This is a genomic window from Haloferula sp. A504 (assembly GCF_044385805.1).
Taxonomy (GTDB): Bacteria; Verrucomicrobiota; Verrucomicrobiia; order Verrucomicrobiales; family Akkermansiaceae; genus Haloferula.
This window is the reverse complement of the sequence record NZ_JBISBU010000018.1, coordinates 73,966-96,692: the sequence shown is the minus strand read 5'-3', so window position 1 is coordinate 96,692 and position 22,727 is coordinate 73,966. Positions and strand designations below refer to the sequence as shown.

Here is a 22,727-nt window from a genome sequence, read left to right as displayed (position 1 = left end):
CCGTCGAGGCCGACGACGATAAGGTCGCCTGACGCCTGAAGCGCCCGCCCCCGCCCTGGCTACCGGGGCGAGGGGTCGGATTTAGGACGCTTACGTTGCGTCGGGCTCTGGTCACGTCCCTACGGAAGATCAACGACCGGACGACCCGAAGACTGCGCAAGGCAGGGTGAGCCACCAACCTCAGATTATCCCTACAGACCGTCAGGGAGAGAAATCCAATTCTGACGCGGAAAATTTGCCCTTGCTTCGGGACTAGCGGCCTGACGGCAGCCACGCCTTCGACCCTATAGCTTGCTAAGCGCGGTCTCAAGTGTGTCCTTGACCATCTTCTTCTTAATGGATGGATCTTCCTTCTGGAGATACTCGACTGCAGCAAGATCGTCTCCACGTTTCCTGTTCTGGCGCGGCTCAAGCGCTTCGATCAGAATCGCCTCTAACGCAGGAATCATCTTCGTCGCATCGAAGGTAGCAGAGAGCTTCCCAAGTGCGCCGGAGTCGGAGACGGGAAGAAGGCCAAACCATGAGAAGCGATCCCAGCGGGCCGACATACGATCAATCGTATGCTCATAAAGCCGCCGGCCAAGAGGCCTGTCCGTCGTCCTCCCCACGTAGATTACTTCACGCCCATCGTAGAGGAGATAAATCCCGATCTGCTTTGTGAAATCGACCGGTGTTGCGCCTATCTGCTGCATCCCGAGAAGTTTGGGCGTCGCCATCCACTCAATAGCCTCTCGCCGCCAGAACATCCCGAAGGAACTAACGATTGCATACTGCTCCTCTTCCTCTGGCTCAGGTTTGACGACACCCGGCTTCTTCGTAGGCATTTTGGGTCCGGCCTTCTGATTCAGGGCGAATGTGCCCTTAGCTACCCGGACGTATGGTGCCTCCTCGCCGAGCTTCTTGATTGACGCGCTAATCTGGGCATTGACAGTCGCAGCAGGCGTCGCACCGAGACTGGTGCGCAATCCGTCTGAGATGATCTGCTCTGTAATCTCCTTGTAGTGTAGGGGCTCCGATGACGCGGCCAGCACCTTGTCTATGGCTTTTTTCCATGTGAGTTCTTTCGACATAAGACGTCAGTTCATTTGCTTATAGAATAGATGTCCTCACATCTTCTTTCCTCACTGCTCCCAAATGAGTCTGAGATCGTCACGTGAGAATCACCTTTACTAGTGACTAGAAGGGCTGACGTCGAGCCGATTCCCCTGAGCACGGCCTGTGCAGGAGTTGACGCCAGGGCCCCGGTCAGATGCCGAACCTGATCGAAGACGCCCTCGCCTCGAAGCTGGCCACCTGGCTCGCCGACAACCGCCCCGAGGCCCTGCCAATCTCCGTTCCGATCCAGGTCGCCAACCGGGACGAACTGCGAACGCGGCCCTGCATCGTGCTGGCCACCTCCGACACGAAACCAGTCTCGGGGGCACGGCACACCGCCCGGATCAAGCTCGACGTCCACCTGTTCAGCCAGGTCGACGACACCTCCGCGGAGACCAGCGCCGTGTGGGCCTGCGAGCTGGCGCGACTGCTCGCGGGCGTGGCGGCGATCCAGTCGGATCTGAACGACGACACGTTCTGCCTGCATGACCTCCTGCTCCGTGATTCCGCCACCGTCCCAGATGAATCCCGGGGGCGTGAAACGGTGGTCAGCTACGAGGCGGTTGTTTCCGCGGTGTGACGGTTGACATGCCGGCAGCGGTCAAATGGCCGCATCGCTTCTGGGCACGACCGGTAACTGGGGGATTCCCCAGGACGAAGCCGGCATCCTGATCACCGACCTGTCGTTCGACTTTTCCAACCAGGAGAAGCCGGTCCTCGACAAGGGCGGCGAGATCATCGGCCTCGCGCTCTACCAGGAAATGGCCGAGGTGAAGCTCTCGGGACTCGTGTCGAAGGACACCCCGTTCTCCGGAAAGGTTGGAGCCGCCCTCACGCTCGCCAACACCGTGCCCGGCCACCTGAACGGCAGCGGCGGCACCACCATCGTCAACCAGATCTCCCGAAGCCTGAACAACGAGGACTTCGAGAAGATCGACATCACCGCCAAGTACTACCCGTTCGTCGCGGCGGGAGGCGGGTCCTGATCACCAACACCTGAGATCTCGAGATGAACGCCGTATCCCACCTGTCCTCCACCGCCACCAGCAATACCTGCCTTGCGGCTGCTCTCGTGGCGGTCGGTATTCCGCTCGCCGAGAAGCCCTTCGTCCGCGTTGTCGGCGACGGGATTCGCGGCGAGCGCGTCGTCTGGTTCTTCGAACCGCAGAGCCCGGACGGGAAGTTCCAGACCAAGGAGCTGATCACCGCGTGGAACGACGACGCCTGGCACCTTGCCAATCCGGAGCATCCCTTCGCCTACATCAAGTGCGCCCTCAAGAACCGGGAGCGCCTCGTCGACAAGGTGAAGCAGGACGTGCCGCTGGCCTGCGTGAAGCGTCGGGGCAAGATCGCCCTGCTACCACTCGACGCCTCTCCTCGCACCGAGGACCTGTTCCTTCGTCACCTGTGAGCAACCTGTGAACAAGATGGAAGATCCCGACCGCCAGAAACTCCTGTCCGCCGCCTTCCACGAGGTGGAAACGATCATCGGAGGGCACACCATGCGCCCGCTCTCGCTGGCCAGCTACGACGTCCTGCTCCGCACCGGCAACCCATTGGTGAAGGGCAAAATGCCCGAGGAGGGCACCCCGGAGTTCACCGCCGCGCTCATGGGTTTCGTCTACGCTCACTGTGCCCCTTGGCCCGACGTGGTGCGGGCGTCCTTCGACGACCAACGCTTCCGCGAAGAGACGCTCATCTTCTGCGGCGGCTTGACCCCGGCCGACTTCCAGACCGCCTTCCAACGGCTTGAGGAACAATCGAAGCAACTGGAGGCGGCGCAGGTGGAACCCGCATCGGAGCTGGGCGGAAAAAAGCCATCCCCTGCGACGAGCCCGGCTTCGTAGCCGCGCAGGTGTTCGCCATCGCCGCCGAAACCGGCTGGCCCGAGGAACGGGTCCTGTTCATGCCGCTGGCTCGACTTACCCAGTATCAACACTGCTTGCTGCGGCGCAATGGGGTTCGGACGCTAAGGGTGGAGCGGGATGCAGGTCTAGCTTCACCGAGCATGAAACTCGGTGAACTCCGGGCAATCTGGAAAGCCTCCACTGATACACAAAATGAGCCGCCCCACGAGTTTGAAGATTAGTGATTGAGAACACCTTGTGCTTTCTCTGAGACCAGGGATTAGCTATCCTTCGCCAACCACAAAAACCATTATGGCCGCTCCCAGAGAACGAAAGTCACACTGCTGCAAATGCCCCTGCGGAGAGGGATCAATCCTCGACGTATGTATCGAAGTGAATCCGAATAGTGACTATGGGCACGACGAGTGGTCCTACGAAATCAACTGTTCGACCTGCCGTGGTGAATGGCGGATTGCCGGGCAGAACCTGAAGCAGGTAAACGGCTCGGAGACGATTGCGATCAGCTCATTGCCTAAATAGGCCGATTTCGACTGCAGTTTCGCCAGACGGTTGACTGCCGCGTATGGGCATGAGCGCCCTGACCGTCACCCTCGGAGCCGACATCACGGCACTCCGTCGAGCGATGGCCGGCGCGACCGACCTCGTGGCATCGTCGGCCCGCCGGATGAGCCGCCTCACCGGTGCCGGACTCGCCGGACTCGGCAAGGGTGGCGCTCTCGCCCTGCAGAAGGGCTTCGCGCTCACCGGCACCGCACTCAAGGCCGGGATCGGAACCGCCCTGGCAGGAGGGGCGGCTGCTGTCGGTGCCGGGGTGAAAGCGGTCAACGCCGCCGCCGACTTCGAGCAGACCCAGGTGGCGTTCACCACGCTAATCGGCGACGCACAGAAGGCCGAGGAGACGCTCCTCAAGCTCCGCGAACTCGGAGCACAGACGCCCTTCGAGTTCCCGGAGCTGGCTGACGCCGGCCGGAAGCTCATCGCCTTCGGTGAGGGTGCCGACACCGTCCCCGAAACCCTGCGGCGAATCGGCGACGTGTCCGCGGGCATTCAGGCACCGGTCAACGAGATCGCGGAACTCTACGGCAAGGCACGGGTCCAGGGACGGCTCTTTGCCGAGGACATCAACCAGCTCACCGGTCGCGGCATCCCGATCATTGGCGAGCTGGCGAAGCAGTTCGGCGTCTCGGATTCGCAGGTGAAGAAGCTCGTCGAGTCCGGCCAGGTCGGCTTTCCGGCCATCGAGCAGGCGTTCATTTCGTTGACCTCCGAAGGCGGGAAGTTCCACGGCATGATGGCCGCCCAGAGCCAGACGACGACCGGCCTGTTCTCGAGCCTCAAGGACGCGATCAACGAGACGTTCCTGATCCTCGGGCAGCCGATCAATGACGCGATCCGGCCCCTCATCGCCGAGGCAATCGGACTCGTCCAGAAGCTCGCGCCGATGGCAAAACGGGCGGGCGAGGCGGTGAAGGGCGCCATCCAGTTCGTGATCGCCGCCTTCAAGAGCGGACAGATGCTCGACCTGGTGACCACTTCCCTGAAGCTGGGATTCACCGAAGCGGTCAACTCGCTGGTGAACGGATTCCGAATCGCGGTCGGATTCCTCTGGAACGCGCTCACCGACGGATCGATGTGGGCGAACCTCGGAAAGCTCTACATCGGCATCGCGATCAAGTTCTACAACCAGATCCTCCGGGGCATGGAGACGGTGATCAACTTCATCGCCGCGGGCATGGAGTGGGTGGGCGCTCTCCTCGTGAAGCACCTCCTCAAGATTCCGGGCATGGACAAGCTGCTCGGATTCAGCGCGGAGGACGTGAACACGAACTTCGGCGAGCTCTACCGCAGTCGCCAGGACGGGAAGTTCTTCGGCCTCGACCTCGCCGGCATGGAGAAGTTCGGCGACCAACTCACCGGTGAGGGGGCGTCGGGACTGGGCGAGCGTCTCACGGCGGCAGCGGCAAAAGCCATCGAGGATGCCGGGGCCAAGGGCGAGTTCATCGACACTTCCGGGATGCAAGACAAGTTGGTCGGCATCATCCGGACGATTCAGGATGCGGTGCCGAAGCCCGGGGATGCCAAGGAGGCGGCGAGCAAGGTCGCGGGAGCAGCGGGCACCGCCAACGCTCCGGGCCTGAGCACTCAGCAAGCGAGGCTCGCCCCAATCGTCACCTCCCTGGCCAAGGTGGGTGGCGGCGGATACTCGTCCGGTGCCCTGGATGCCCAGCGGGAAAACAACCGGCTCACGGGAGAGACAAACCGACTCCTCCAGGAATCCAACCGGCACCTGAAAAAGCTCGGGAACGGAGGCACCCTGACGGCCGCCTTCGGTTGACGCCGTGCCCCGGCCAAGATGCCGAGACACGTTGCCATCCAGCCGGGACGCCTCTACCCGCAGCCGGGCTATTCCGTCCAGATCGACAAGGAGGGCAAGTGGACCGCCACCCAGATCTTCCTCTGCCACCGCAACTCGGCCGTGGCGCTCATGCCCCGGCCGGGCACGCCGCACCCGGAGATCCCGTTCATCACGATCTCGCAGGTCAGCGCCAGCATCACCGAAGGCGACCTTGCCGAAATCACCTGCAACTACGCCGGGGCCGAGGAAAAGGATGAGGAGGACGAGAAGGCCAACGCGGTCTACACGATGGGGCTGTCGCTCAGCGAGGAGCCGATCCTCACCCACCAGCGCTACAAGGACCTCGAAGGCAAGGAGCGTGACGCCCTCCAGATGATCCTCGCGGGCAAGGAGAAGGACGACCAGGGCAACAAGCTCAAGGACAAGATCGAGAGCGAGCGCGGCAAGGAGGTGCTCGCCAAGATCGAACGCGGCCAGACCAGCTACTACAGCCCGCGGGTGACGTGGCGGGAAAGCTGGGTTCGCGACAAGCCGGCCGCCGCCGGGGAGCTGAACGACATCGGCAACATCGCCGACCCGTCCGGCCCGGCACCTAGTCTCGCGGGCGGCCGGAACTGGCTTCTCAACGGCGTCACCCAGACGCAGGAAGGCAAGTCGTTCCGCCTCGAGATGGAATGGCTCGCCAGCGACCGGGGAGGCTGGGACCCGGAAATCTACAAGGATCCATGAACCGGCTCCCGCAGAAGAAGAAGCGTGGCGACCCGATCCTCGCGGAGGACTGGAACACGCTCCTCGATGCCATCGCGGCCCGCACTCCACGCCCGGGGACCGGTCTGGAGCTCATCGCGTCGTCCGGTGGCTTCGCATACTCGCAGCCGTCGAACCTGATCATCCCGCGCCAGTCACTGCCCCCGTTCGCGGTGATCGGGATCGAGAAGCAGGAGGGCGGGGCTGGCGACACCTACCAGGTCATCATCAAGGAGGGCTGGGTCATCGAGCGAAAGCCGAAGACCGAGGATCACCCGGCGGTGAAGTTCCACATGCCGAAGTCCGGCAGCGGCGAGGATGGCGTCACCCTGGACACGATCCCGCGCCCGAAGATCGAGATGAAGATCGGCGACACTCTGTGGTGCACGTTCAAGACGGACATGATGGGCGAGATCACCGAGGAACCTGAGATGAAGGTCACCTCCGAGGACGAGGACGGCGTCCACTACGCGCCGGTCGACCCGGAGGGATCAGGCATCGACGGAGACTACGCCGTGAAGATTCTCAAGCTGGAGGACGACGAAGGCACGCCGAAGGTGAAGGTCTACCAGCAGAGCGACATCGAGCATTGGGCGCAACTCTGGACCGGCGAGAACCTGGGCAGCGGCGGGCGCGTCTACAAGGAGCACAAGGAGAGCGAGAACATCTTCAAGTTCCGTTCGGTGCGCGGCGACTACGGGATCCAGGAGGCGGAAACCAGCGACGAGGTTGAACTCGACTTCTGGGGGAAGAACGTCGGCGAAGGATGCCCGGTGTGGGTCGAGCCGACTGACGACGAGGGGCAGCCCGAGGACGACCCACCGGATGGCCCAGCCAAGTTCCGCTCGATTGCCGGCCGCGAGAGCCAGCCGCAGATCCAGGTCGAATGCGAGGCGGCGAATCCCGGCGACCCTCTCCCCGAGACGATCCGCGTCGTCGGCAACAGCGTCGATGGCGCGATCCTCCTCGATGACGACGGCACCACCACCGAGCTGGCCCGCTGGCAGGATGGCCTGGTCACCACCCCCGGCGAGAACACGCTCAAAGTGGAGGAGTTCAAGGTCTGCGTGAACGGGTATCCCGAGACCCGGAAATTCGTCGTCGTCCCCTGACCATGGCCCACCTCATCGCACCCATCACCGTCGAGGGCATCGAAATGTGCTGCGACCCGGTCACCCGGCGCACCACAGAGATACTCATCGAGGCCGCCAACGCCATCGGCCCGAACGAGTGGGAGATCTACCGGGCGAACGCCTACGGAGATTCCGAATCCAACCCGAGTGCGGAGAGCGAGGAACCGGTCAGCGGCACCGTCGTCTTCGGCGTGTGCTGCGGCACCCAGGTCGTGCTGGAGGTCTGGGGCGAGATCGAAATCCTCAACACGGGCTTCGACTGGCTGGAGGTCCGGCTCAACGGAGCCCGGGAGTTCTACCACGAGAGCACCGAGGTCACCGATGCGGACCCGTGGGGCAAGGTCGCGGTCGGCCCGTTCAACGTGACGATCAACCTTCCGGACCGCCCCTGCGGCAATATCATCGAGATCGACGGCTCGACCGACGACGCCATCGCCAACAATGACGTGTGGTGGAAGGCGAAGATCCTGTCGATCCAGTGAGGCCGGTTGACAGCCCACCGGAGGCGTGAGGCTCTACGTCGACCTTGAGACGCTGCAACTGATCGAGGGCCCGGGATTCCGCAACCCGATCACCTCGTTGCGCTTCAAGCGGGGCGACGGGGCGCGGCTCGATGTCACCTTCCTCGCCAACGGGACCACCCCGACCGAGATCGGCGACTCTGGCAGCCTGGAGCTGCGGTTCGGGGCCAAGCCACGAGGCCGCTACGACGTTGGCTACCTGGTCCACGAGTCCGACTGGACGCTTCCCGACGTCGGTGCTGAAAGCCCACTCTACCAGTGCTCACCGTCCTTCAACACGGTGGAGCTCGACTCGGCCATGCAGGTCGGGTCGTCCACCGGCTCGGAGCTTTCCGAGATCACCCTCATGGGCGAGATCACCTGGCGAGAGGGAGCGGGCGAGCCGACTTCCACGCGCACCTTCCTGGTGGTCGTCGAAAACGACGTGAACCGCGGGACCGAGGGCGTTCCGACCGACGCCGACCCACCCTATCCGGCACCCGAACTCCTCCTGCTGCTCTCCAATACCGACTGGCTCGCCTCGAAAGCCGTCCGCTACGACGCGGCGCAGACTCAACTCGACCAAGCGGCCCGGGACCAGTTCTTCGCGAACTTCGGTGCGACCCTCGCCGAGGAGTTCGCAGGTCCAGCCCTCCGTGCGGTCCAGCTCCTTGATGAATACGACAGCGCGTGGCTGACCTACGACAGCTTCAGCGGTGAGGCCTACCTCAATGCCGGTCTGCTGGCAGGGAACCATTTCTCCGGGAATGCCATCTTCGACACATCACCAGCCGAGGCCATCAACCTGGACAACCGGGAGCTGATTGATTCCTTCGGCTATCCAAGTGCCTCGTGGAATGGCTCCACCTTCTCGATCCTGATGCCCGACCTCACCGTCGCGGCCGTGGCGACCGACTCGTTGATGGACTCCGCTTACACCCCGGCCATCGACATCTTCAACCGCCAGTGCCTGGATTCCGGTGGGAACCCGGTCTTCGAATGGGGCGGCGGATACGGATACCTTTTCTCCGATCTCGGGGTCTCTGGCGGTATCTACGGCGACATACTCTACGAAGTCGGAGGGGGCACCCCCTCCGTTGACCTTGCGAACCGCCAGCTGCTCGATGCTTCGAGCCAGGGCGTCCTCGATTGGAACGGAAGCGAGATCTACCTGAACCAGGACATGATCTCAGGCCCCTACTCGTTCATCTCGGACGTCTTTGCCTGCTACAACGGAGGCAGCTATCTCTACGGCATCAGCGACACCATCGACCTGACGACTGCCACTTCCATCACCGTGTCCGGGGGCATCATTACCGGCTACGCCTAATCCAAACCATCGAACCACCACCATGAGCCTGCTCGCCAAACCACAAGCGCCGGTCGTCCCGGCATCCGTCCGTCTCCGTCAGGAGGTCGCAGTCCTGTCCCAGGCACCTCGCCGCATCGCCGACAGCCTCTTCCAGGCATGGAAGACGAGCTTCGACCTGCTGTGGTCCACCACCGGGGGAGTGACCCCTGCCGACCGCATCGCCGCCATGGGAACCAACGCTGCTGAGCTGTTCGAGTCGAGTTCCGCCCTCGTGCAGTTCCTGGTCGAAGTAATCGGGGACAAGGACCCGGAGATGATCGCGCAGATTCAACAGCGGGTCGCCGCGATCCCTGAGTTCACCGCCCACGAGGACGGCACCGTCACGCTGGATTGACAGCAGCCACCGGGCGATGCGCTCACCCATCGACATCGAGTTCGTCTTCAAGGGGGTCGTCGGCACCGCGTCTCCGGTGCTCGGCGTCATCACGTCCTTCCAAGAGCAGATCGAATGGCACCTGCGGATCGCCTCGCTGGTTGTTGGCCTGGCGGTCGGGCTACTCTCGCTGGTCAGTCTGTGGAAGAAATTGCGGAAACGCTACTGATAACACAATCCTCACGTCCAGAATAAGGCCGACCGAGTTTGGGCGGTTTCTGTTGCACTACCTTCCGGTGAAATTGATCTGCGTATCTAGGTCCGATCAGTTCGGGAGCGCCACCCCGCTGGCCACCTGAACCGCTCTGGGGCGAAAAGTTCTGGTCCCATCGCCAAGTTGACCCCAATCATTGAGGCCCATAGCCCAGAGCGTCCCATCCGTCTTCACGTAGAGGCTGTGGTGATAGCCCGCTGCGACCTTCGCTACGCTTTGGGCAATCTGCACCGGACTGTGCCGGTCCGTCGTCGTGCCATCGCCCAATTGGCCGTGTCTATTCCACCCCATAGCCCAGAGCGTCTCATCCGTTTTCAAATAGAGGCTGTGATACTTCGCATCCAGCGAGACTGGCGCCACCCCACTAGCCACCTCTACCGGACTATATCGGCGCTCTGTCGTACCGTCGCCCAATTGACCATAGCCATTCAAGCCCATCGCACAAAGCGTCCCTCCCTCCTTCACGAAGAGACTGTGCCCCCCAGCCGCCGCCAGCTGTACGACCTCGCTGGCCACTTGCACGGGGCTAAGGCTCCCATTACTCGTTCCATCACCAAATTGTCCGAGGCTATTGCTACCCGTAGCCCAGAGCGTCCGGTCTTGCTTAATGTAGAGACTGTGGTCTTCACCTGCCGAAGCTACTCTGACCCCACTGTCGATCTGCACTGGACTGTACCGATCAGTAGTCGTGTCGTCGCCCAGTTGACCGCGATGATTATACCCCATAGCCCAGAGAGTCCCGTCCATCTTCACGTAGAGACTATGGGCCTCACCTGCAGTGGCCTGTGCCACCCCACTATCTACCTGCACTGGGCTATAACGCGACTCTGTAGTACCGTCGCCTAGCTGACCGTCTCTATTGTACCCCATAGCCCAGAGCGTCCCGTCCGTCTTTACGAACAGGCTGTGATAATAGCCCGCTGCGACTTTCGCCACGCTTTGAGCGACTTGTACGGGACGTCGTCGGTCCGTCATCGTCCCGTCGCCCAATTGGCCGTAGTAGTTGTATCCCATGGCCCAGAGCGTCCCATCATTCCCCAGGAAAAGACTGTGCGCCCAGCCCGCCGCGATGGTCGCCGCGAACGCCCCCGGTAGTGGCAGGAAATACTCCGTGGCCAACACACGAAATCTCATTTGGTCTGTGTTCTGGTTCGGCCAGTCCACCCCCGCATTCCAGACGATGCTCCGATTGGCGCCAGGGCGCACAGCATCTCCCACATGACCCTCGACCGTCACCACCGGCACGTCCCAAGTCACCCCGCCATCCGCCGAGGCCTCAAGAGTGACCTCAAGTGTCTCGGAATCACCGTCGATCAAGTCGTAGCGCACGGTCACCGTCCTCTTCCCCTCGTCCTGTGAAGCCCGGACATTCCGCACTACCGGGACGCTGGCATCCGGCCCGTAAGACACGCGGATGCCTCCTGCCCACTCGTCGTCGTTGATCCCATCGACATCAGCCAGGGACTTCACCGCATAGTAGGTCTTCGATCCTGACGTGAAGTCGAGATTCACCGTGAGCGACAGGCTGGCGACACCTGCAGCGTGCGCCATGGAAGTCACCACCGGCCCGGACACCGAAGCCTCCCGGATCTCCAGTGCCCCGGACTCGGCAAACGTTGCGCCAACACCAGGCCGCACACGGAACTGGATGCTGCGTTCCGCATCGTTCACCGACACAGCGTCAAAAACGTACCCGCTGCCCTCCGTCGCCGGAGCACCAAGAACCGGATCGGTTTGGTAGAGCTGGGCTGAAGCATCAACCGCAAACAAGAGTTCCGCCCCAAGCAGCATGGAGAGGAAGCGGCTATTTCTGTTCGTCGACATTACGATCAGGGGGCGTCTAGTTTTCAGGGATGTAGAGGTCGTCAAGGACTCCGTCGACACTTCTCAAGGAGAAGTTATGGAAGCGCACCGGCTCCTCGCGAAGATTGACCGGAATGGGTTCTGCGCCAGAACTCGGAGGCGCTTGATACGCATTGCGATGAGGCGGACCATGGGGCCCATCTCGTTCAAAAGGATCGAAAGGATCGCCTACAGATGACTCTCTCCGACCCCAACGTCCCTGCCACTTTTCAAACCATTCAGGCATCGGTTGGAGTTGGTAGCTTCTCTCGTAGGGGCGGGAAGTGCGCTCGACAGGCCCTATGTAGCCGAGTCCGTCCCAAGGATTCTTATACTGAATCTGGGTCCCTAGATAGGGCGGGAGTTCGTCGTTCACTAAATCCGTCGCCAAGTGGTATGCAGGCTCTGGTCCACCTGGGGCAAAGTACGTTGCATGGGTGCCGTCCGCCACATAGATGAAGGGTCGCCCATTCCCATCATGAGGCACATGATCAATCTCTTGAGGGTTGGGGGGCAAACTGCCATCTTCACTATCCCAAGCCAATGTCTGCCCGTAGTAATGCTGTGAGGCGGTTGCAGAATAGGGAGTCATCCACTCGGCCTTTGAACTCCTACTGGCTGGATTCCACTTCCTCAAACAGACTTGGGCATACTCCAGATCGCCCTCGTGATGAGGGATTCCGGTCAAGGGCAAGTCAACTGAACTGTTGCTATAATCGTAGAACAGCCAGTACTGGGCAAACAGATACTCTTCATTTGCCGTGTCTCGCCGCTCACCCGTCTGCGTAGCTCCCTCTGAAAACTGATGATCCGAAGCCGTGTGCATGATCACGGCCTCCGCACTACTTGGGATGCCGGACTCATCTACGGAACCACCCGAGCCGGCACTCCCGACATCGAGGTAGTGATTAATTGTGTTGAAGGCGGGATTCGATAGATCTAGAAAGGATGGATCTTCCAGTTCTAGTTGATCTTCCAGAAGCCCGCCGTTTTTTGGAAACTTTCTCCAAAGTTCGGCCCGGAGAAGGAACGCTAGAGGGCTGATGGGATGACGAACCCCGCCGCCGCTTTCGAAGCCATAGGGGTCTTCAATCAGACTTGGTCTTCCCAAATGAAGCCGAGGCCGGTGCCGCCAGATCGGATCCCAGACAGCGAGACACTCCTGGGGACACTGCCAGCCATTGGCGGGGTTGCTATCTGCATCCTCGATCGGGGACTGCCAGACCACCACACCGTTCACTACGACTTCCATTCGAACCACAAAAAAACCGGGGTCGGAATCGAGATCAGGGAGGGGCACACTGAAGGTTTCGTGCAGACCGTTGCCTACTCCCTGGAAACTCGTGAAGCTGCTGGTGCCTGCGAAGCCGACGGGAACTCCCTCGCCGGTGTCTCCTTTGAAAACGCGGAAGCGCACGAAATCCAGAAGTCCGGCCAACCTGGCGGGGACGTTGTAGTAGATGTCGAGATTTTCGTGGTCGTTGTTTTGCCGAAGGTAGTAGTTGTCGGAGTCGGTGTTCGTGAGCGTGGATAGGTCGCATTCCTCATCGACAAATCCGACCTCCCCCGGCTCGAACGAAAATTCCGGAACGATGCGGTAGAACTTCTTGGCCCTGCCCTCGGTGTCCAGGTAGAGCCGCATTCTCGGACTGTTGGTGAAGAGCGAATCGACGAGCTGCCAGTTGTCCGTCGACAAATCGTCGTTGGAATAGACCGAAACCCTTTCACCCGCCGTGGGAAGGCCGATGTCGATCTCGAACACATCCCCGACCTTCCGGGTCGCCTCTACGGTTGGTTCCTGCGGGGGAGTGAAGGAGAGGTCGGCTGTCGGCAGGCTCTCGTACTCCAGGGCCCGACTGCGTGTGTCGACGGCGACGTCGCCACTCACGGCCGAATGACTGGCTGCTTGGAGGGGTGCGACCGCGAAGCACTGGAGAACCCCAAGCCAGCCGAGGCAGCAGCAGATCAGGGAGAGGGTGTTCGCGACGGACGTTGTGGAGTTCGCGGTAGAGGAGTGTGGGCTGGGAGGATCGCTCATGACCTGATCAATCTGTGGGGCGGGCCGGAAGTGGCATTGAAACGACGGGGATTGAGGCCCGCGCCAAGCCGCTCCCCCAGAGTATCGACCCCACCATGGAGGAATCCACCCTCTTACCCGGGCCGAGCGTAGTCAATCAGTTCCGTGGCGTCAATTCATCGGCCCAGAGAGTTCTCGGCTGATAGTTCGTCCGTGTGGTCAATCGCCTTGGGTCCACTGCCCAAGCAAGACCTGCCGTTGACACGCCGAGCGTAGGCGTGAAAGCACTCAAGATTCTGAGCTACGTCGGCAAGCTGGCCGGCTTTGTTGCCGCCCTGAACGCCATCCCGTTCGTCGAACCGGCGGTCGGGGCGGTCATCTTCGCCGCCGCTTCGATCCTGAAGGACACTGTGAACCGCATCGGCGACCTGGCCGACGACGGGAAGGTGAACCAGAGCTTCCGCTCGTAGTCGGGGGGACTGCGGGCCCGCAAGAAAATCCCCGGATGGTTGCCGCCGTCCGGGGATTTCTGCGTTTGGCCGGTCAGGACCGGGCGACCGGCTCCACCTCGTAGTGCTTCCTGATCGCGGCCATGACCGCCTCGAAGTCGTAGAGGTAGAACCGCGGCCCGACCCGGATGAACGGGATGGTCCGCTTCGCCACCCAGTTGTCGATGGTCCGGGTGCTGACGGACAGCCGCTTGGAGAGTTCCTTCTTCTTGATCAGGGTCGGCTCGATCGTGTTCATGACGCACCGTTGCGCGTGTCAACGCACCGAATCTACTTACGTCGGTAGATTCCTCCGGAGCCGCTCGCGGATGCTCCACTTGAGCCCGCTCGGCTCCCAGCCCTCGGGAGGAGTGATCGAGAACCACGCCGTGGCAGCGGCTTCGTCCACGACCTCCCGGTAGTGGCGGAAGACCTGCTTCGGCGAGTTGCCGGCCTCCAGAGAGGTCCGGGCAACGTCCCCGGTCTCTGCCACCCGGTAGCTGATGAACGAGTGTCTGAGGGCATTCTGACGCCATCCGCCGGGGATTCCGGCCTTCACGGCGGTGTCGCTCATCGCCCCGGACGGGTCGGCCATCGTGATGATCGGCCCAGACTCCTCCCGCCATGGTGCCAGCCACGCCTTCAGGTTCTCGCTGAGCGGAACCAGCCGCCTGGCTGCCGTCTTCGCCTTGCGGCCGGCGATCTCGATGTGGCCGCGGTCCCACTTGATGTCCTCCCAGTCGAGCTTGCAGATCTCGGCGGTCCGGATGCCGGCGAATCCACCGATGGCGATCAGCGGGAGAATGCGGGCGTGGGCCGCCAGGAGGATCTTCTCCATCTCCTCGGGCGTGAAGATCGTGATCTCCTTGTCCGGCACCTTGAACGACTCGCTCTGCTCGGCGGCCGTCTTCCGGTCGGGGTGGAGGTATCCCTGCTTCTTGGCGAAGCGGAACATGGTCACGATGTTCCTGCGGATCGCGTTCCGGCTCACCGGCCCGAGTCCGTCCAGCCCGGTGAGGAACCGGTTGATGTCGGCGGCGGTGACCTCGTCGATGTTCCCGCTCACGCACTTGTTGAACCGCTTGAGGTTGAGCGTGCAGGTCCGGACGTAGACGTCGCTCACCCCGCTGACCCGGCGCGACTCGACGAACTCGTCGGCCACCTCCTCGACCGTCTTCACGGCGGTCAGGATCGACCGGTTGGCGGCGTAGAACCGGACGGCATCCGAGAGCGGGATCTCATCCCCGGCTGTCTTGCGGGCGCTCGCCCATTCGTCCATCGCGGCGGTCAGGCTGACCCCGAAGCCGGCGGCGACCTTCTCGCAGTGGCGGAGCAGTTCCAGGTTCCGCTTGGTCGCCTCGGTTCCGGTGGCGAATCCGTTCTCCAACCGGACGCTGACCTGCTGGGCGATCAACCTGGCCTCGTCCATGCAGGCGAGGTGCCGGGTCCGCCGCCGCCCGTCCTCGCGCCAGTAGAGCGAGAACATCGGGTAGCCGTCCTTCCGATTGACGGTGTAGATCTTGACTCTCGCGGGACCTGTTCCGATCTCCACGACGCCGCTGCGGCGCTTGCGTTTCCGGGCCATACGACCCGGCTTTCGTGTCAAGTGTGCTGGATTTCGTGCTGGAGAATCCGTGGCAGGTTTCTCGGAAGCATCCGATTCCCTTGATGGTGAGGCACTTGAGGAAGTGCCATCGACTGATGGCGGAGAGGGTGGGATTCGAACCCACGGAACCCTTACGAGCTCTCCAGTTTTCAAGACTGGCGCATTCGACCACTCTGCCACCTCTCCGGGAATTTTACAGGCACGCCCGAAGCGAAAGCGCTCGCCGGACAGAATTCAAGGAACGTTCTCGCTTTTTCGCCGATCACTTCAGCGGGAACGGGCCGCTGACAAATCGATCGTGCTGACGCAGGAGGCCATCGTCGGCCGGTTCGCGAAGCATGGCCCTGTCGGACCACTCGATCGCCTTCTCGCGATTGCCGCGGGCAAACCAGACTTCAGCGAGCGTGTCGAGATAAGCGGCCTGCCGTGGCAGCAATTCGAGGGCACGCGTGACCAGTACCTCGGCCTCGTCGAGGCGGCGATTGGCACGCGACGCGGTCCAGGCGGCGGTGTTCATCGTGTTGTGACTGTCGGGGAATCGTTCGAGGACCCGCTTGTAGGCCTTCCAGGTGTGCTCGAACCACTCGTCGTGGAGCTTGGTCAGGCCCACGGCACGCATTGCGGGGAAGAAGTAGTCGGCCATCGAACCATCACTGAGGGCCATGCCATGGCAGCGGCGCAGGGTCTCGATGGAACGCTCCCGGTCCTCATCCAGGCGGGCCAGAGCACGGGCGGTCTCGACCTCGATGCGGCCACGCACGACCGGAAGCGGCGTGTCGTGGGTGTCGCCCATCATCACCTGCTGGAGCAGATACAACTCACCCAGCGAGGCGGCCAGTTTCCAATCGCCGCCGAACTTGGCTTCTTCGTAGAGCAACAGGGCGGCGTAGTGGAACTCGCCGTCCTCGTCGACGGCCTCCGCCGCGGCACGCAGCCACCATTCCTTGGCACGGTCGAATTCACCCGCGCTGGCATAGGCCTGGCCGATCCGGCGCATGGCATTGGTGTCGCCGAGGGCGAGCCGGTCCACCTTGAGATCGGCCTTCGCCGCTTCGTCCGGCTTGCCGGCGCGCCGCAGGGATCCGGCGAGGTAAGCCTGGGTCACCGGATCACCCGGCAGGGCCTGCGCCCGCCGGGCCCAATGCCCGGCGACCTCGTCCCAGCGATCGACGGCGGCGAGGCACATGATTTCAAACCCACCGAACTGGTAGTCCCCTTCCACGTCGGAGAGCTGCAGGCCGGCCTCCCGGACGCTTGCGGTGAGCTTGAGAAACCGCTCCGCGTCGGTGTTCATCACCGCGAGAACGAGCATCGTGCCGTAGGCGGCCTTCTGATCGAGTTCCTTCGCCCCGGCGGCCTTCTTTTCCATCCATGCCCACCAATCCGCCGCCAGCTGCGCCCGGCCCGGCACCCGGCCGAGCAGCGAGGCCAGCAATTCAAGCCGGTGACCCGGGGAGAGATCCGGCTGGAATTCGTCGAGACTTTCCCACACGGCATGGGTCACATCGGCGTCGCCAAACAGAGTCGAAAGCGCCGTGCGCCACCTCCCGTCGTCTTCGCCGGCAAAACCCACCACGGCGGGGAACACGGGCGTCGCCACCGGGAAGCGGGTGTAGGCGGAGAACAGCTCTCCGAGTGCCTCGATGAAGATCTCCTCATCCTTGCGGCCCAGCTGTTCGAGCGGGCCGACGTAGTGATCAAGCAGCACCTTCTTGAGGCCGCGGGACTCCAGGAAGCCCGCCAGGGCGAAGAGACGCTCCTGCTCGACCTCGGAGTTGTCGGGGTCCTTGAGAAAGGCCCGGAAATCCGCATCGATCGCCGCTCCGAAGTCCGGATTGCGCGGATCGAGACCGAGCGCCTTCAGGGCCATGTCGATGCGCTCGGTCGAATCGAAATGGTAATAGGCCATCACCGGCGAGAGCCGGGCGAACAGCGGGTCGGCTTCGTCATTGAGGCCGAGGGCGTAGAGCACCGTGAGGGAATGCCAGCTCTCGTCGTCGAGATCGTGCTTCACGCCATCGGCGAGCACGCGGGCGAAGCGCTCCGAGGGCAGGCGGCCCGACCAGAGTCTTTCCACGGCTTTCCGGTAGGCATCGATCGCGGCCGGAGGAATTTCGCCGTGCGGCACGGGCGCGTGCCGGAGCCACGGAATCGGGTCGCCGGCCAGCAGGTGCAGGCGCGCCGCGGTGAGGGTCATGTCGATGGCCTCGGCCTCGCGGGCAGCATCCAGAAAATTCCCGGCCGCCGCATGAAGCGCGTAGCGCCAGAGATGCCCGGCCTCGCCCTGCAGGGAGGCGGCTTTCTCCAGCTCCGATTCCAGCGTGCCATTCATCCGGTGAAAGTCAGCGAGCGAAAGGAGCTGAGCGGGTTCGGGTCGGCCCATTTCGAGAAAGCGTCGCGCCTCGTCGAGGTCCGGCTCCTCCTCCGCGAGAAGCTCGCGCGCCGCCGCCACCGAGACGCCTTTGATCTCCGGTGCGATCTGCACCAGGGTTGCCGGATCCTTTTCGAGTTCGTGGATCTTCAGCACCTGGCGCCAGGCACCGAGCTGCTTGAGACTGCGGATGATCCGCACGCGTTCATCCGGCGACGCCTTGTCGTAGGCCACGACCAGCCGGACCACCTCGGGAGGGCTGTCCGGCAGGATTCCCAGCTCGATCTTGCGGAGGACTTCTCTGGCGCGGATCGCCACCTCGGGATCATCGCTCGCCGCGGCCCTGCGGAGCACTTCCCCGGCCTCCTCGCCGCGCAGCCACAGTTCATGGCTGGCGTTGATCCTGACGGGAAATCGCTCGTCACCGAGATCGAGGATCAGTTGCTCGACCGACACTTCCCGGGCGCGCTCCTCCTGGTCTCCGCGGGCCGGGTGGGCAATCGCAAAGACCAAACCAAAGGTGGCAACGAGGCGGATCACGCTGACAAGCGTCCCGAGATTCCGCCGAAAAGCAAATCCGGAATCACCGGCTATGGTCTCATTGTCCTCGTCCACGTCCATCATAACGCCGCCGGGCGGTCGGATCTTTGCCCCGGGTCAGCCGCCGGCGAGGATCTCGTCGACCCATGCCGGAACCAGCTCGCTGGCGGGACCGAGCCGTGACTCGTCGAAGGCCGAGGACATTTCGCCCGGGTCGAGATTGAGCTCGATGGTCCGTGCCCCGGCCTCTGCGGCCGCCAGCACGAAGCCCGCCGCCGGATAAACGCGACCGGAGGTTCCGATCGAGACAAACCAGTCGGCACGCTGCATCGCGCGCTCGATTTCCCCGAGGTGAAAGGGCATCTCGCCGAACCAGACGACGTGCGGTCGCAGGCAGTCGATGCCATCACAGACGCCGCACAGGCTGGCACGGGAAAGATCCCCGGTGCAGGCGGCCACCGCGCCGCAGAGGCAACAGCGGCTCTTGAGCAACTCTCCGTGCATGTGCAGCACCTCCGGCGAGCCGGCGCGCTCGTGGAGGTCGTCGATGTTCTGCGTGACGAGCGTCAGCTCGCCGGGCCATTCGCGCGCCAGCCGGGCCAGGGCGCGGTGGGCCCCGTTCGGCTCGACCTCGAGCAACCGGCGCCGACGCGCGTTGTAGAAACGGTGCACCTTCTCGGCGTCGCGCCCGAAGCCCCCGGGCGTGGCGACATCCTCCACCCGGTGGCCTTCCCAAAGCCCGTCGTCGCCACGGAAGACCGGCACGCCGGACTCGGCGGAGATGCCCGCACCTGTCAGAACGACCCCCCTCATTTGCCGATGCAGAACTGGCTGAAGATCGAGCCGAGAATTTCCTCGGTGTCGACCCGTCCCGCCACCTCGCCGAGGAAATCAAGCGCCTCGCGCAGCGACAGCGCCGTGATCTCGGCATCGTCGCCTTCGCGGAGCGAGTTCCCGGCCGCCGTGAGCGCCGCGCGGGCCCGGGTCAGGCAGTCGCGGTGGCGGGCATTGATCGCAACCGACTGCTCGCCCCAGTCCGCCTCGCCCAGATCCGCCATTTCGCGGATGCGGTGGCGGAGTTCATCCAGTCCGGAACCGTCGATCGAGGACACCCGCAGGGCGTCGGGCAGGTTCCAGCCCGGTGCTTCGGGCAGATCCGCCTTGTTCAGAATGGTGATCCGCCGGGGCGCCTCGGGCATCTCCTCCGGCAGGGCCTCCCCGGGCGGCAGGGTCGCATCCGCCACCACCAGCAACAGGTCGGCCCGGGCCGCCTCGACCAGGGTTCGACGGATGCCCTCTTCCTCGATCGAATCGCCGGCCGCATGCAGCCCGGCGGTGTCGACCACCCGCAGCGGCACTCCCTCCACCACCAGCATTTCCTCGATGGTGTCGCGGGTCGTGCCGGCGGTTTCGCTGACGATCGCCCGGTCCTGGCCGAGCAGGGCATTGAGCAGGCTCGACTTGCCGGCGTTCGGGCGGCCACAGATCACGGTCCGCAATCCCTCCCGCAGGATCCGGCCCTGGTCCGCCGTGGCGAGCAGGCCATCGATCGAGCGACCCACTCCGGCCATCCGCTGCGCCAGCGCGTCGCCGGTTTCGGGGTCGATGTCCTCCTCGGGAAAATCGATCCACGCTTCGAGTTGCGCGACCGTTTCGATGAGTTCCTGCCGGAGCGCCTCGGTGCGGCGCCCGATGCCGCCCTCGAGTTGCTCGTGGGCGGCCCGCAGCGCCAGATCGCTCTGGGCGGAAATCAGGTCCATCACCGCCTCCGCCTGGGTCAGGTCGAGCTTGCCGTTCAGGAATGCCCGCTCGGTGAACTCCCCGGGATCGGCGGCGCGGGCACCGCATTCCAGCAGTCGTTCCAAGACCCGCCGGACGATCAGGCGGCCGCCGTGGGTCGAGACCTCGACGACTTCCTCACCGGTGTAGCTGCGTGGTGCCTCGAAGCGGGTCACCAGCACCTGATCCAGCACCGCGCCATCGGCCGTGCGAACCGTCGCCAGCGTCGCCCGTCGATCGGGAAACGCACCGCGGCGGTTGCTGGCCCGACCGATCACCCCGCCCGCTTCGGGCCCGGAGATCCGGATCAATCCGACCGCCCCGGTGCCGCCCGGCGTTGCCAGCGCGACGATGGTTTCGCCCGCCGACATCACTCCGATGGATCGACCGCTTCGCCACCCACGCCGAGGAACTCCCAGCAAATGAACTTGCTGAGCTCGAGACGCGGGATTTCCTCACGCGTCCAGCGGAGCTTGAGCGTCGCGGTTTTGGAAATGGCGCGGCCGTCCGGGGTTCCCCGCCAGTTCAGGATGGAGAGCGCGCGGCCGACTTCGGAGTCCACCGGCACGTTGATCCTCGCCGAATCCTCGCTGCGGTGCGCCGGGTCGCTGACCAGATACGTCCTGTGGCCGGCCGGGGCGCTGCGCCTCTCCGGCACCGTCTCGCTGATGATCACCCGGAAGACTTCTTCCCGCCCGGCGACCGGCAGTTCCAGGAAGTCGCGCAGCGTCCGGTGCTTGGTCTGGACGAAGGTCTCCCAGTCGAGCCGCAGGCCCTCGGCGGTGCGCTTGAAAATCGCCTGAACCTTGAGCGGCTCGGCCGCAAAATTCGAAGAGCGCGCGACCGTCGCCAGAAGCATGTCCGGCTCGCGGAGCTTGTACTGGACGTCGAGGGGGGCCAGAGGTGCGAAGAACTCGTCGATTTCGAAGACCGGCGGTTGATCGAAGACCAGCATGAAGATGCCCCGCTCCCGATCCTCCATGGAAAGTGGAAACACCGAAAACGCCTCGGCCGGCGTGTCCGAGTCGTCGATGGCCGCACTCTGATAAAAGGACTCCATTTCGCCCAGCAACGAGCTGCCGTTGATCGAGTACGCGGCCTTGCCGGGAGGGCGCCTCGCTTCCAGGAACCGGGCCAGGGTCCCGTAGGCATCCTCCTCCCAACCCTTCTCCAAGTACTGCTTTTCCCGTAGCACGGCGTCATTCGGACCCACCGCAGGCGGAGGCAGCGCCCTGTTCGCCTGGAGGTTCTTCACCACCACAAAGCTGCCGCCGGCCAACGCCAGCAGACCGGCCAGAACCAGCACCGCCGCGACGGGGAACCGCCGCTTGCGGGAAGGCTCCGGGGCCTTTTGCGATTTTTCCGGTGCTGGCGGAAGTTCCTCCCCGGCCGAAGTCTCGACCGGAGGCTCCGCAGTCGGGGTTTCCGGCGCGACCTTCTTCGCGGGTGGAGCTTCGGCCATCAAGGGCGAGTCCGCGAAGCCCATGGCGATCTTGTCCTTCTCCCGCTGGGACGCCTCCCGCGCCGCGGCCGCCTCTCCCGCCTTCCTCACAACCTCGGCCTGCTCGGCAACCTGTCTCTCCGCCTCCTTTCGCTCCGCAGCTTGATGAGCCTGGTGCTCCGCCACCTCGGCCGCCCGCCGCTCCGCTCGGGCGCTTGCCTTTTGCTCGGCTTCCTCCCTGGCCTTCCGCTCCGCCTCTTCGGCCGCTTTTTGCTCGGCTTCCTCCTTGGCCGCTTTTTGCTCGGCCTGCTCACTGGCTTTCCGCTCCGCCTCTGCGGCGGCCTTTCGTTCGGCTTCCTCCTTGGCTTTCCGCTCCGCCTCCTCAGCCGCCTTTCGTTCGGCTTCCTCCCGGGCTTTCTGCTCCGCCTCTTCAGCCGCCTTTCGTTCGGCTTCCTCTCTGGCCTTTCGCTCGGCCTCCTCGGCGGCCGTTCGTTCGGCTTCCTCCCTGGCCTTTCGCTCGGCCTCCTCGGCGGCCTTTCGTTCGGCTTCCTCCCTGGCCTTTCGCTCGGCCTCCTCGGCGGCCGTTCGTTCGGCTTCCTCCCTGGCCTTTCGCTCGGCCTCCTCGGCGGCCTTGCGCTCGGCTTCCTCCCTGGCTTTTTGCTCCGCCTCTCCAGCCGCTTTTCGCTCGGCTTCAGCGGCTGCGGTCACATCCTGCCGAGTGGTCTCGACGCCGGGAACCGGGGGCGGTGCTCCGACCGTGTCGTCATCGACAGGCTTCCCGAAAATCGGATCCAACTCGGGCTCCGGCGCGCGCCCCGGCGAGGTGATTTCCTTCTGACAATGGGGACACGGACCCGTGGTCGGTGGAAGATCCCTTGGGACAAGAATCTTGCCGTGGCAATGGATGCAACGGAACTCCCGCTGGTTGTCGTTGGCTGGCTCGGGCGGCATGCTGATAAGGACAGGGTAGGGAAACCCGGTCAGG

At 63.6% G+C, this 22,727-nt stretch carries 21 protein-coding genes and 1 tRNA gene; 12 read left to right on the top strand and 10 right to left on the bottom strand.

Annotated elements, in window-relative coordinates; translation table 11 throughout:
* Positions 1 to 284 precede the first annotated feature (284 nt).
* Positions 285 to 1,070, bottom strand: a complete 786-nt coding sequence (locus ACG2LG_RS11090) for an HTH domain-containing protein (protein WP_396258981.1) — start codon at positions 1,068 to 1,070, stop codon at positions 285 to 287.
* 179 nt (positions 1,071 to 1,249) lie between these two features.
* On the opposite strand from ACG2LG_RS11090, the gene ACG2LG_RS11085 reads away from it, so the two are divergent.
* From ACG2LG_RS11085 to ACG2LG_RS11035, 11 genes are all read left to right on the top strand, one after another.
* Positions 1,250 to 1,675, top strand: a complete 426-nt coding sequence (locus tag ACG2LG_RS11085; protein WP_396258979.1) for a hypothetical protein — start codon at positions 1,250 to 1,252, stop codon at positions 1,673 to 1,675.
* Between the two features lie 25 nt (positions 1,676 to 1,700).
* Positions 1,701 to 2,081 carry a hypothetical protein gene (locus tag ACG2LG_RS11080; protein ID WP_396258977.1) on the top strand — a complete coding sequence of 127 codons (381 nt, stop codon included), beginning with the start codon at positions 1,701 to 1,703 and terminating at the stop codon, positions 2,079 to 2,081.
* Between the two features lie 23 nt (positions 2,082 to 2,104).
* Positions 2,105 to 2,506, top strand: a complete 402-nt coding sequence (locus ACG2LG_RS11075) for a hypothetical protein (RefSeq protein ID WP_396258975.1) — start codon at positions 2,105 to 2,107, stop codon at positions 2,504 to 2,506.
* Between the two features lie 16 nt (positions 2,507 to 2,522).
* The gene (locus ACG2LG_RS11070) at positions 2,523 to 2,942 is read left to right on the top strand and encodes a hypothetical protein (protein WP_396258973.1); all 420 of its coding nucleotides are present in this window, start codon (positions 2,523 to 2,525) and stop codon (positions 2,940 to 2,942) included.
* A 589-nt stretch (positions 2,943 to 3,531) separates the two neighbouring features.
* On the top strand, positions 3,532 to 5,298 hold the full coding sequence (locus ACG2LG_RS11065) for a tape measure protein (RefSeq protein WP_396258971.1): 1,767 nt from the start codon (positions 3,532 to 3,534) through the stop codon (positions 5,296 to 5,298).
* An 18-nt stretch (positions 5,299 to 5,316) separates the two neighbouring features.
* Positions 5,317 to 6,048 carry a hypothetical protein gene (locus ACG2LG_RS11060; protein ID WP_396258969.1) on the top strand — a complete coding sequence of 244 codons (732 nt, stop codon included), beginning with the start codon at positions 5,317 to 5,319 and terminating at the stop codon, positions 6,046 to 6,048.
* Positions 6,045 to 7,178, top strand: coding sequence for a hypothetical protein (locus ACG2LG_RS11055; protein ID WP_396258967.1), 1,134 nt, complete (start codon positions 6,045 to 6,047; stop codon positions 7,176 to 7,178). Before ACG2LG_RS11060 ends, ACG2LG_RS11055 begins: the two co-directional genes overlap by 4 nt.
* Positions 7,179 to 7,180: 2 nt before the next feature.
* Positions 7,181 to 7,681 carry a hypothetical protein gene (locus tag ACG2LG_RS11050; protein WP_396258965.1) on the top strand — a complete coding sequence of 167 codons (501 nt, stop codon included), beginning with the start codon at positions 7,181 to 7,183 and terminating at the stop codon, positions 7,679 to 7,681.
* Between the two features lie 25 nt (positions 7,682 to 7,706).
* Positions 7,707 to 9,029: a hypothetical protein gene (locus tag ACG2LG_RS11045; protein ID WP_396258963.1), complete on the top strand. Its 1,323-nt coding sequence runs from the start codon at positions 7,707 to 7,709 to the stop codon at positions 9,027 to 9,029.
* Between the two features lie 22 nt (positions 9,030 to 9,051).
* Positions 9,052 to 9,405, top strand: a complete 354-nt coding sequence (locus ACG2LG_RS11040) for a hypothetical protein (protein ID WP_396258961.1) — start codon at positions 9,052 to 9,054, stop codon at positions 9,403 to 9,405.
* A gap of 16 nt (positions 9,406 to 9,421) precedes the next feature.
* Entirely contained in the window at positions 9,422 to 9,613 is a 192-nt protein-coding gene (locus ACG2LG_RS11035; RefSeq protein WP_396258959.1) for a hypothetical protein, read from the top strand.
* A 96-nt stretch (positions 9,614 to 9,709) separates the two neighbouring features.
* Here the strand turns inward: ACG2LG_RS11035 and ACG2LG_RS11030 are convergent, their stop codons facing one another.
* Both ACG2LG_RS11030 and ACG2LG_RS11025 read right to left on the bottom strand, forming a co-directional pair.
* Positions 9,710 to 11,482, bottom strand: coding sequence for an RCC1 domain-containing protein (locus tag ACG2LG_RS11030; RefSeq protein WP_396258957.1), 1,773 nt, complete (start codon positions 11,480 to 11,482; stop codon positions 9,710 to 9,712).
* 16 nt (positions 11,483 to 11,498) lie between these two features.
* Positions 11,499 to 13,388 (bottom strand): hypothetical protein, encoded by a 1,890-nt coding sequence (locus tag ACG2LG_RS11025; protein ID WP_396258955.1) that lies wholly within the window; start codon positions 13,386 to 13,388, stop codon positions 11,499 to 11,501.
* A 407-nt stretch (positions 13,389 to 13,795) separates the two neighbouring features.
* Here ACG2LG_RS11025 and ACG2LG_RS11020 point away from each other — a divergent pair, with 407 nt between their 5' ends.
* On the top strand, positions 13,796 to 13,987 hold the full coding sequence (locus tag ACG2LG_RS11020) for a hypothetical protein (protein ID WP_396258954.1): 192 nt from the start codon (positions 13,796 to 13,798) through the stop codon (positions 13,985 to 13,987).
* A gap of 73 nt (positions 13,988 to 14,060) precedes the next feature.
* Here ACG2LG_RS11020 and ACG2LG_RS11015 read toward each other — a convergent pair whose 3' ends face one another.
* From ACG2LG_RS11015 to ACG2LG_RS10985, 7 genes are all read right to left on the bottom strand, one after another.
* Positions 14,061 to 14,264: a helix-turn-helix transcriptional regulator gene (locus ACG2LG_RS11015; RefSeq protein ID WP_396258952.1), complete on the bottom strand. Its 204-nt coding sequence runs from the start codon at positions 14,262 to 14,264 to the stop codon at positions 14,061 to 14,063.
* Positions 14,265 to 14,300: 36 nt separating this feature from the next.
* Complete coding sequence (locus tag ACG2LG_RS11010; RefSeq protein ID WP_396258950.1) at positions 14,301 to 15,590, bottom strand: tyrosine-type recombinase/integrase; 1,290 nt, start codon at positions 15,588 to 15,590, stop codon at positions 14,301 to 14,303.
* Between the two features lie 117 nt (positions 15,591 to 15,707).
* Positions 15,708 to 15,797: transfer RNA gene (locus ACG2LG_RS11005), tRNA-Ser, on the bottom strand.
* Positions 15,798 to 15,873: 76 nt separating this feature from the next.
* Positions 15,874 to 18,522, bottom strand: a complete 2,649-nt coding sequence (locus ACG2LG_RS11000) for a tetratricopeptide repeat protein (protein ID WP_396258948.1) — start codon at positions 18,520 to 18,522, stop codon at positions 15,874 to 15,876.
* Between the two features lie 117 nt (positions 18,523 to 18,639).
* Positions 18,640 to 19,335: an NAD-dependent deacylase gene (locus ACG2LG_RS10995; RefSeq protein ID WP_396258946.1), complete on the bottom strand. Its 696-nt coding sequence runs from the start codon at positions 19,333 to 19,335 to the stop codon at positions 18,640 to 18,642.
* Positions 19,332 to 20,672 (bottom strand): tRNA uridine-5-carboxymethylaminomethyl(34) synthesis GTPase MnmE, encoded by a 1,341-nt coding sequence (mnmE, locus tag ACG2LG_RS10990; RefSeq protein ID WP_396258944.1) that lies wholly within the window; start codon positions 20,670 to 20,672, stop codon positions 19,332 to 19,334. Before mnmE ends, ACG2LG_RS10995 begins: the two co-directional genes overlap by 4 nt.
* Entirely contained in the window at positions 20,672 to 22,693 is a 2,022-nt protein-coding gene (locus ACG2LG_RS10985; protein WP_396258942.1) for a hypothetical protein, read from the bottom strand. The genes mnmE and ACG2LG_RS10985 overlap by 1 nt, the downstream gene beginning before the upstream one ends.
* Positions 22,694 to 22,727 lie beyond the last annotated feature (34 nt).

Excerpts from the sequence above, each read along its gene's own strand:
- ACG2LG_RS11090 (WP_396258981.1), bottom strand. The coding sequence starts at position 1,070 with ATGTCGAAAGAACTCACATGGAAAAAAGCCATAGACAAGGTGCTGGCC.
- ACG2LG_RS11085 (WP_396258979.1), top strand. The coding sequence starts at position 1,250 with ATGCCGAACCTGATCGAAGACGCCCTCGCCTCGAAGCTGGCCACCTGG.
- ACG2LG_RS11080 (WP_396258977.1), top strand. The coding sequence starts at position 1,701 with ATGGCCGCATCGCTTCTGGGCACGACCGGTAACTGGGGGATTCCCCAG.
- ACG2LG_RS11075 (WP_396258975.1), top strand. The coding sequence starts at position 2,105 with ATGAACGCCGTATCCCACCTGTCCTCCACCGCCACCAGCAATACCTGC.
- ACG2LG_RS11070 (WP_396258973.1), top strand. The coding sequence starts at position 2,523 with ATGGAAGATCCCGACCGCCAGAAACTCCTGTCCGCCGCCTTCCACGAG.
- ACG2LG_RS11065 (WP_396258971.1), top strand. The coding sequence starts at position 3,532 with ATGAGCGCCCTGACCGTCACCCTCGGAGCCGACATCACGGCACTCCGT.
- ACG2LG_RS11060 (WP_396258969.1), top strand. The coding sequence starts at position 5,317 with ATGCCGAGACACGTTGCCATCCAGCCGGGACGCCTCTACCCGCAGCCG.
- ACG2LG_RS11055 (WP_396258967.1), top strand. The coding sequence starts at position 6,045 with ATGAACCGGCTCCCGCAGAAGAAGAAGCGTGGCGACCCGATCCTCGCG.
- ACG2LG_RS11050 (WP_396258965.1), top strand. The coding sequence starts at position 7,181 with ATGGCCCACCTCATCGCACCCATCACCGTCGAGGGCATCGAAATGTGC.
- ACG2LG_RS11040 (WP_396258961.1), top strand. The coding sequence starts at position 9,052 with ATGAGCCTGCTCGCCAAACCACAAGCGCCGGTCGTCCCGGCATCCGTC.
- ACG2LG_RS11035 (WP_396258959.1), top strand. The coding sequence starts at position 9,422 with ATGCGCTCACCCATCGACATCGAGTTCGTCTTCAAGGGGGTCGTCGGC.
- ACG2LG_RS11030 (WP_396258957.1), bottom strand. The coding sequence starts at position 11,482 with ATGTCGACGAACAGAAATAGCCGCTTCCTCTCCATGCTGCTTGGGGCG.
- ACG2LG_RS11015 (WP_396258952.1), bottom strand. The coding sequence starts at position 14,264 with ATGAACACGATCGAGCCGACCCTGATCAAGAAGAAGGAACTCTCCAAG.
- ACG2LG_RS11010 (WP_396258950.1), bottom strand. The coding sequence starts at position 15,590 with ATGGCCCGGAAACGCAAGCGCCGCAGCGGCGTCGTGGAGATCGGAACA.
- ACG2LG_RS10995 (WP_396258946.1), bottom strand. The coding sequence starts at position 19,335 with ATGAGGGGGGTCGTTCTGACAGGTGCGGGCATCTCCGCCGAGTCCGGC.
- mnmE (WP_396258944.1), bottom strand. The coding sequence starts at position 20,672 with ATGTCGGCGGGCGAAACCATCGTCGCGCTGGCAACGCCGGGCGGCACC.
- ACG2LG_RS10985 (WP_396258942.1), bottom strand. The coding sequence starts at position 22,693 with ATGCCGCCCGAGCCAGCCAACGACAACCAGCGGGAGTTCCGTTGCATC.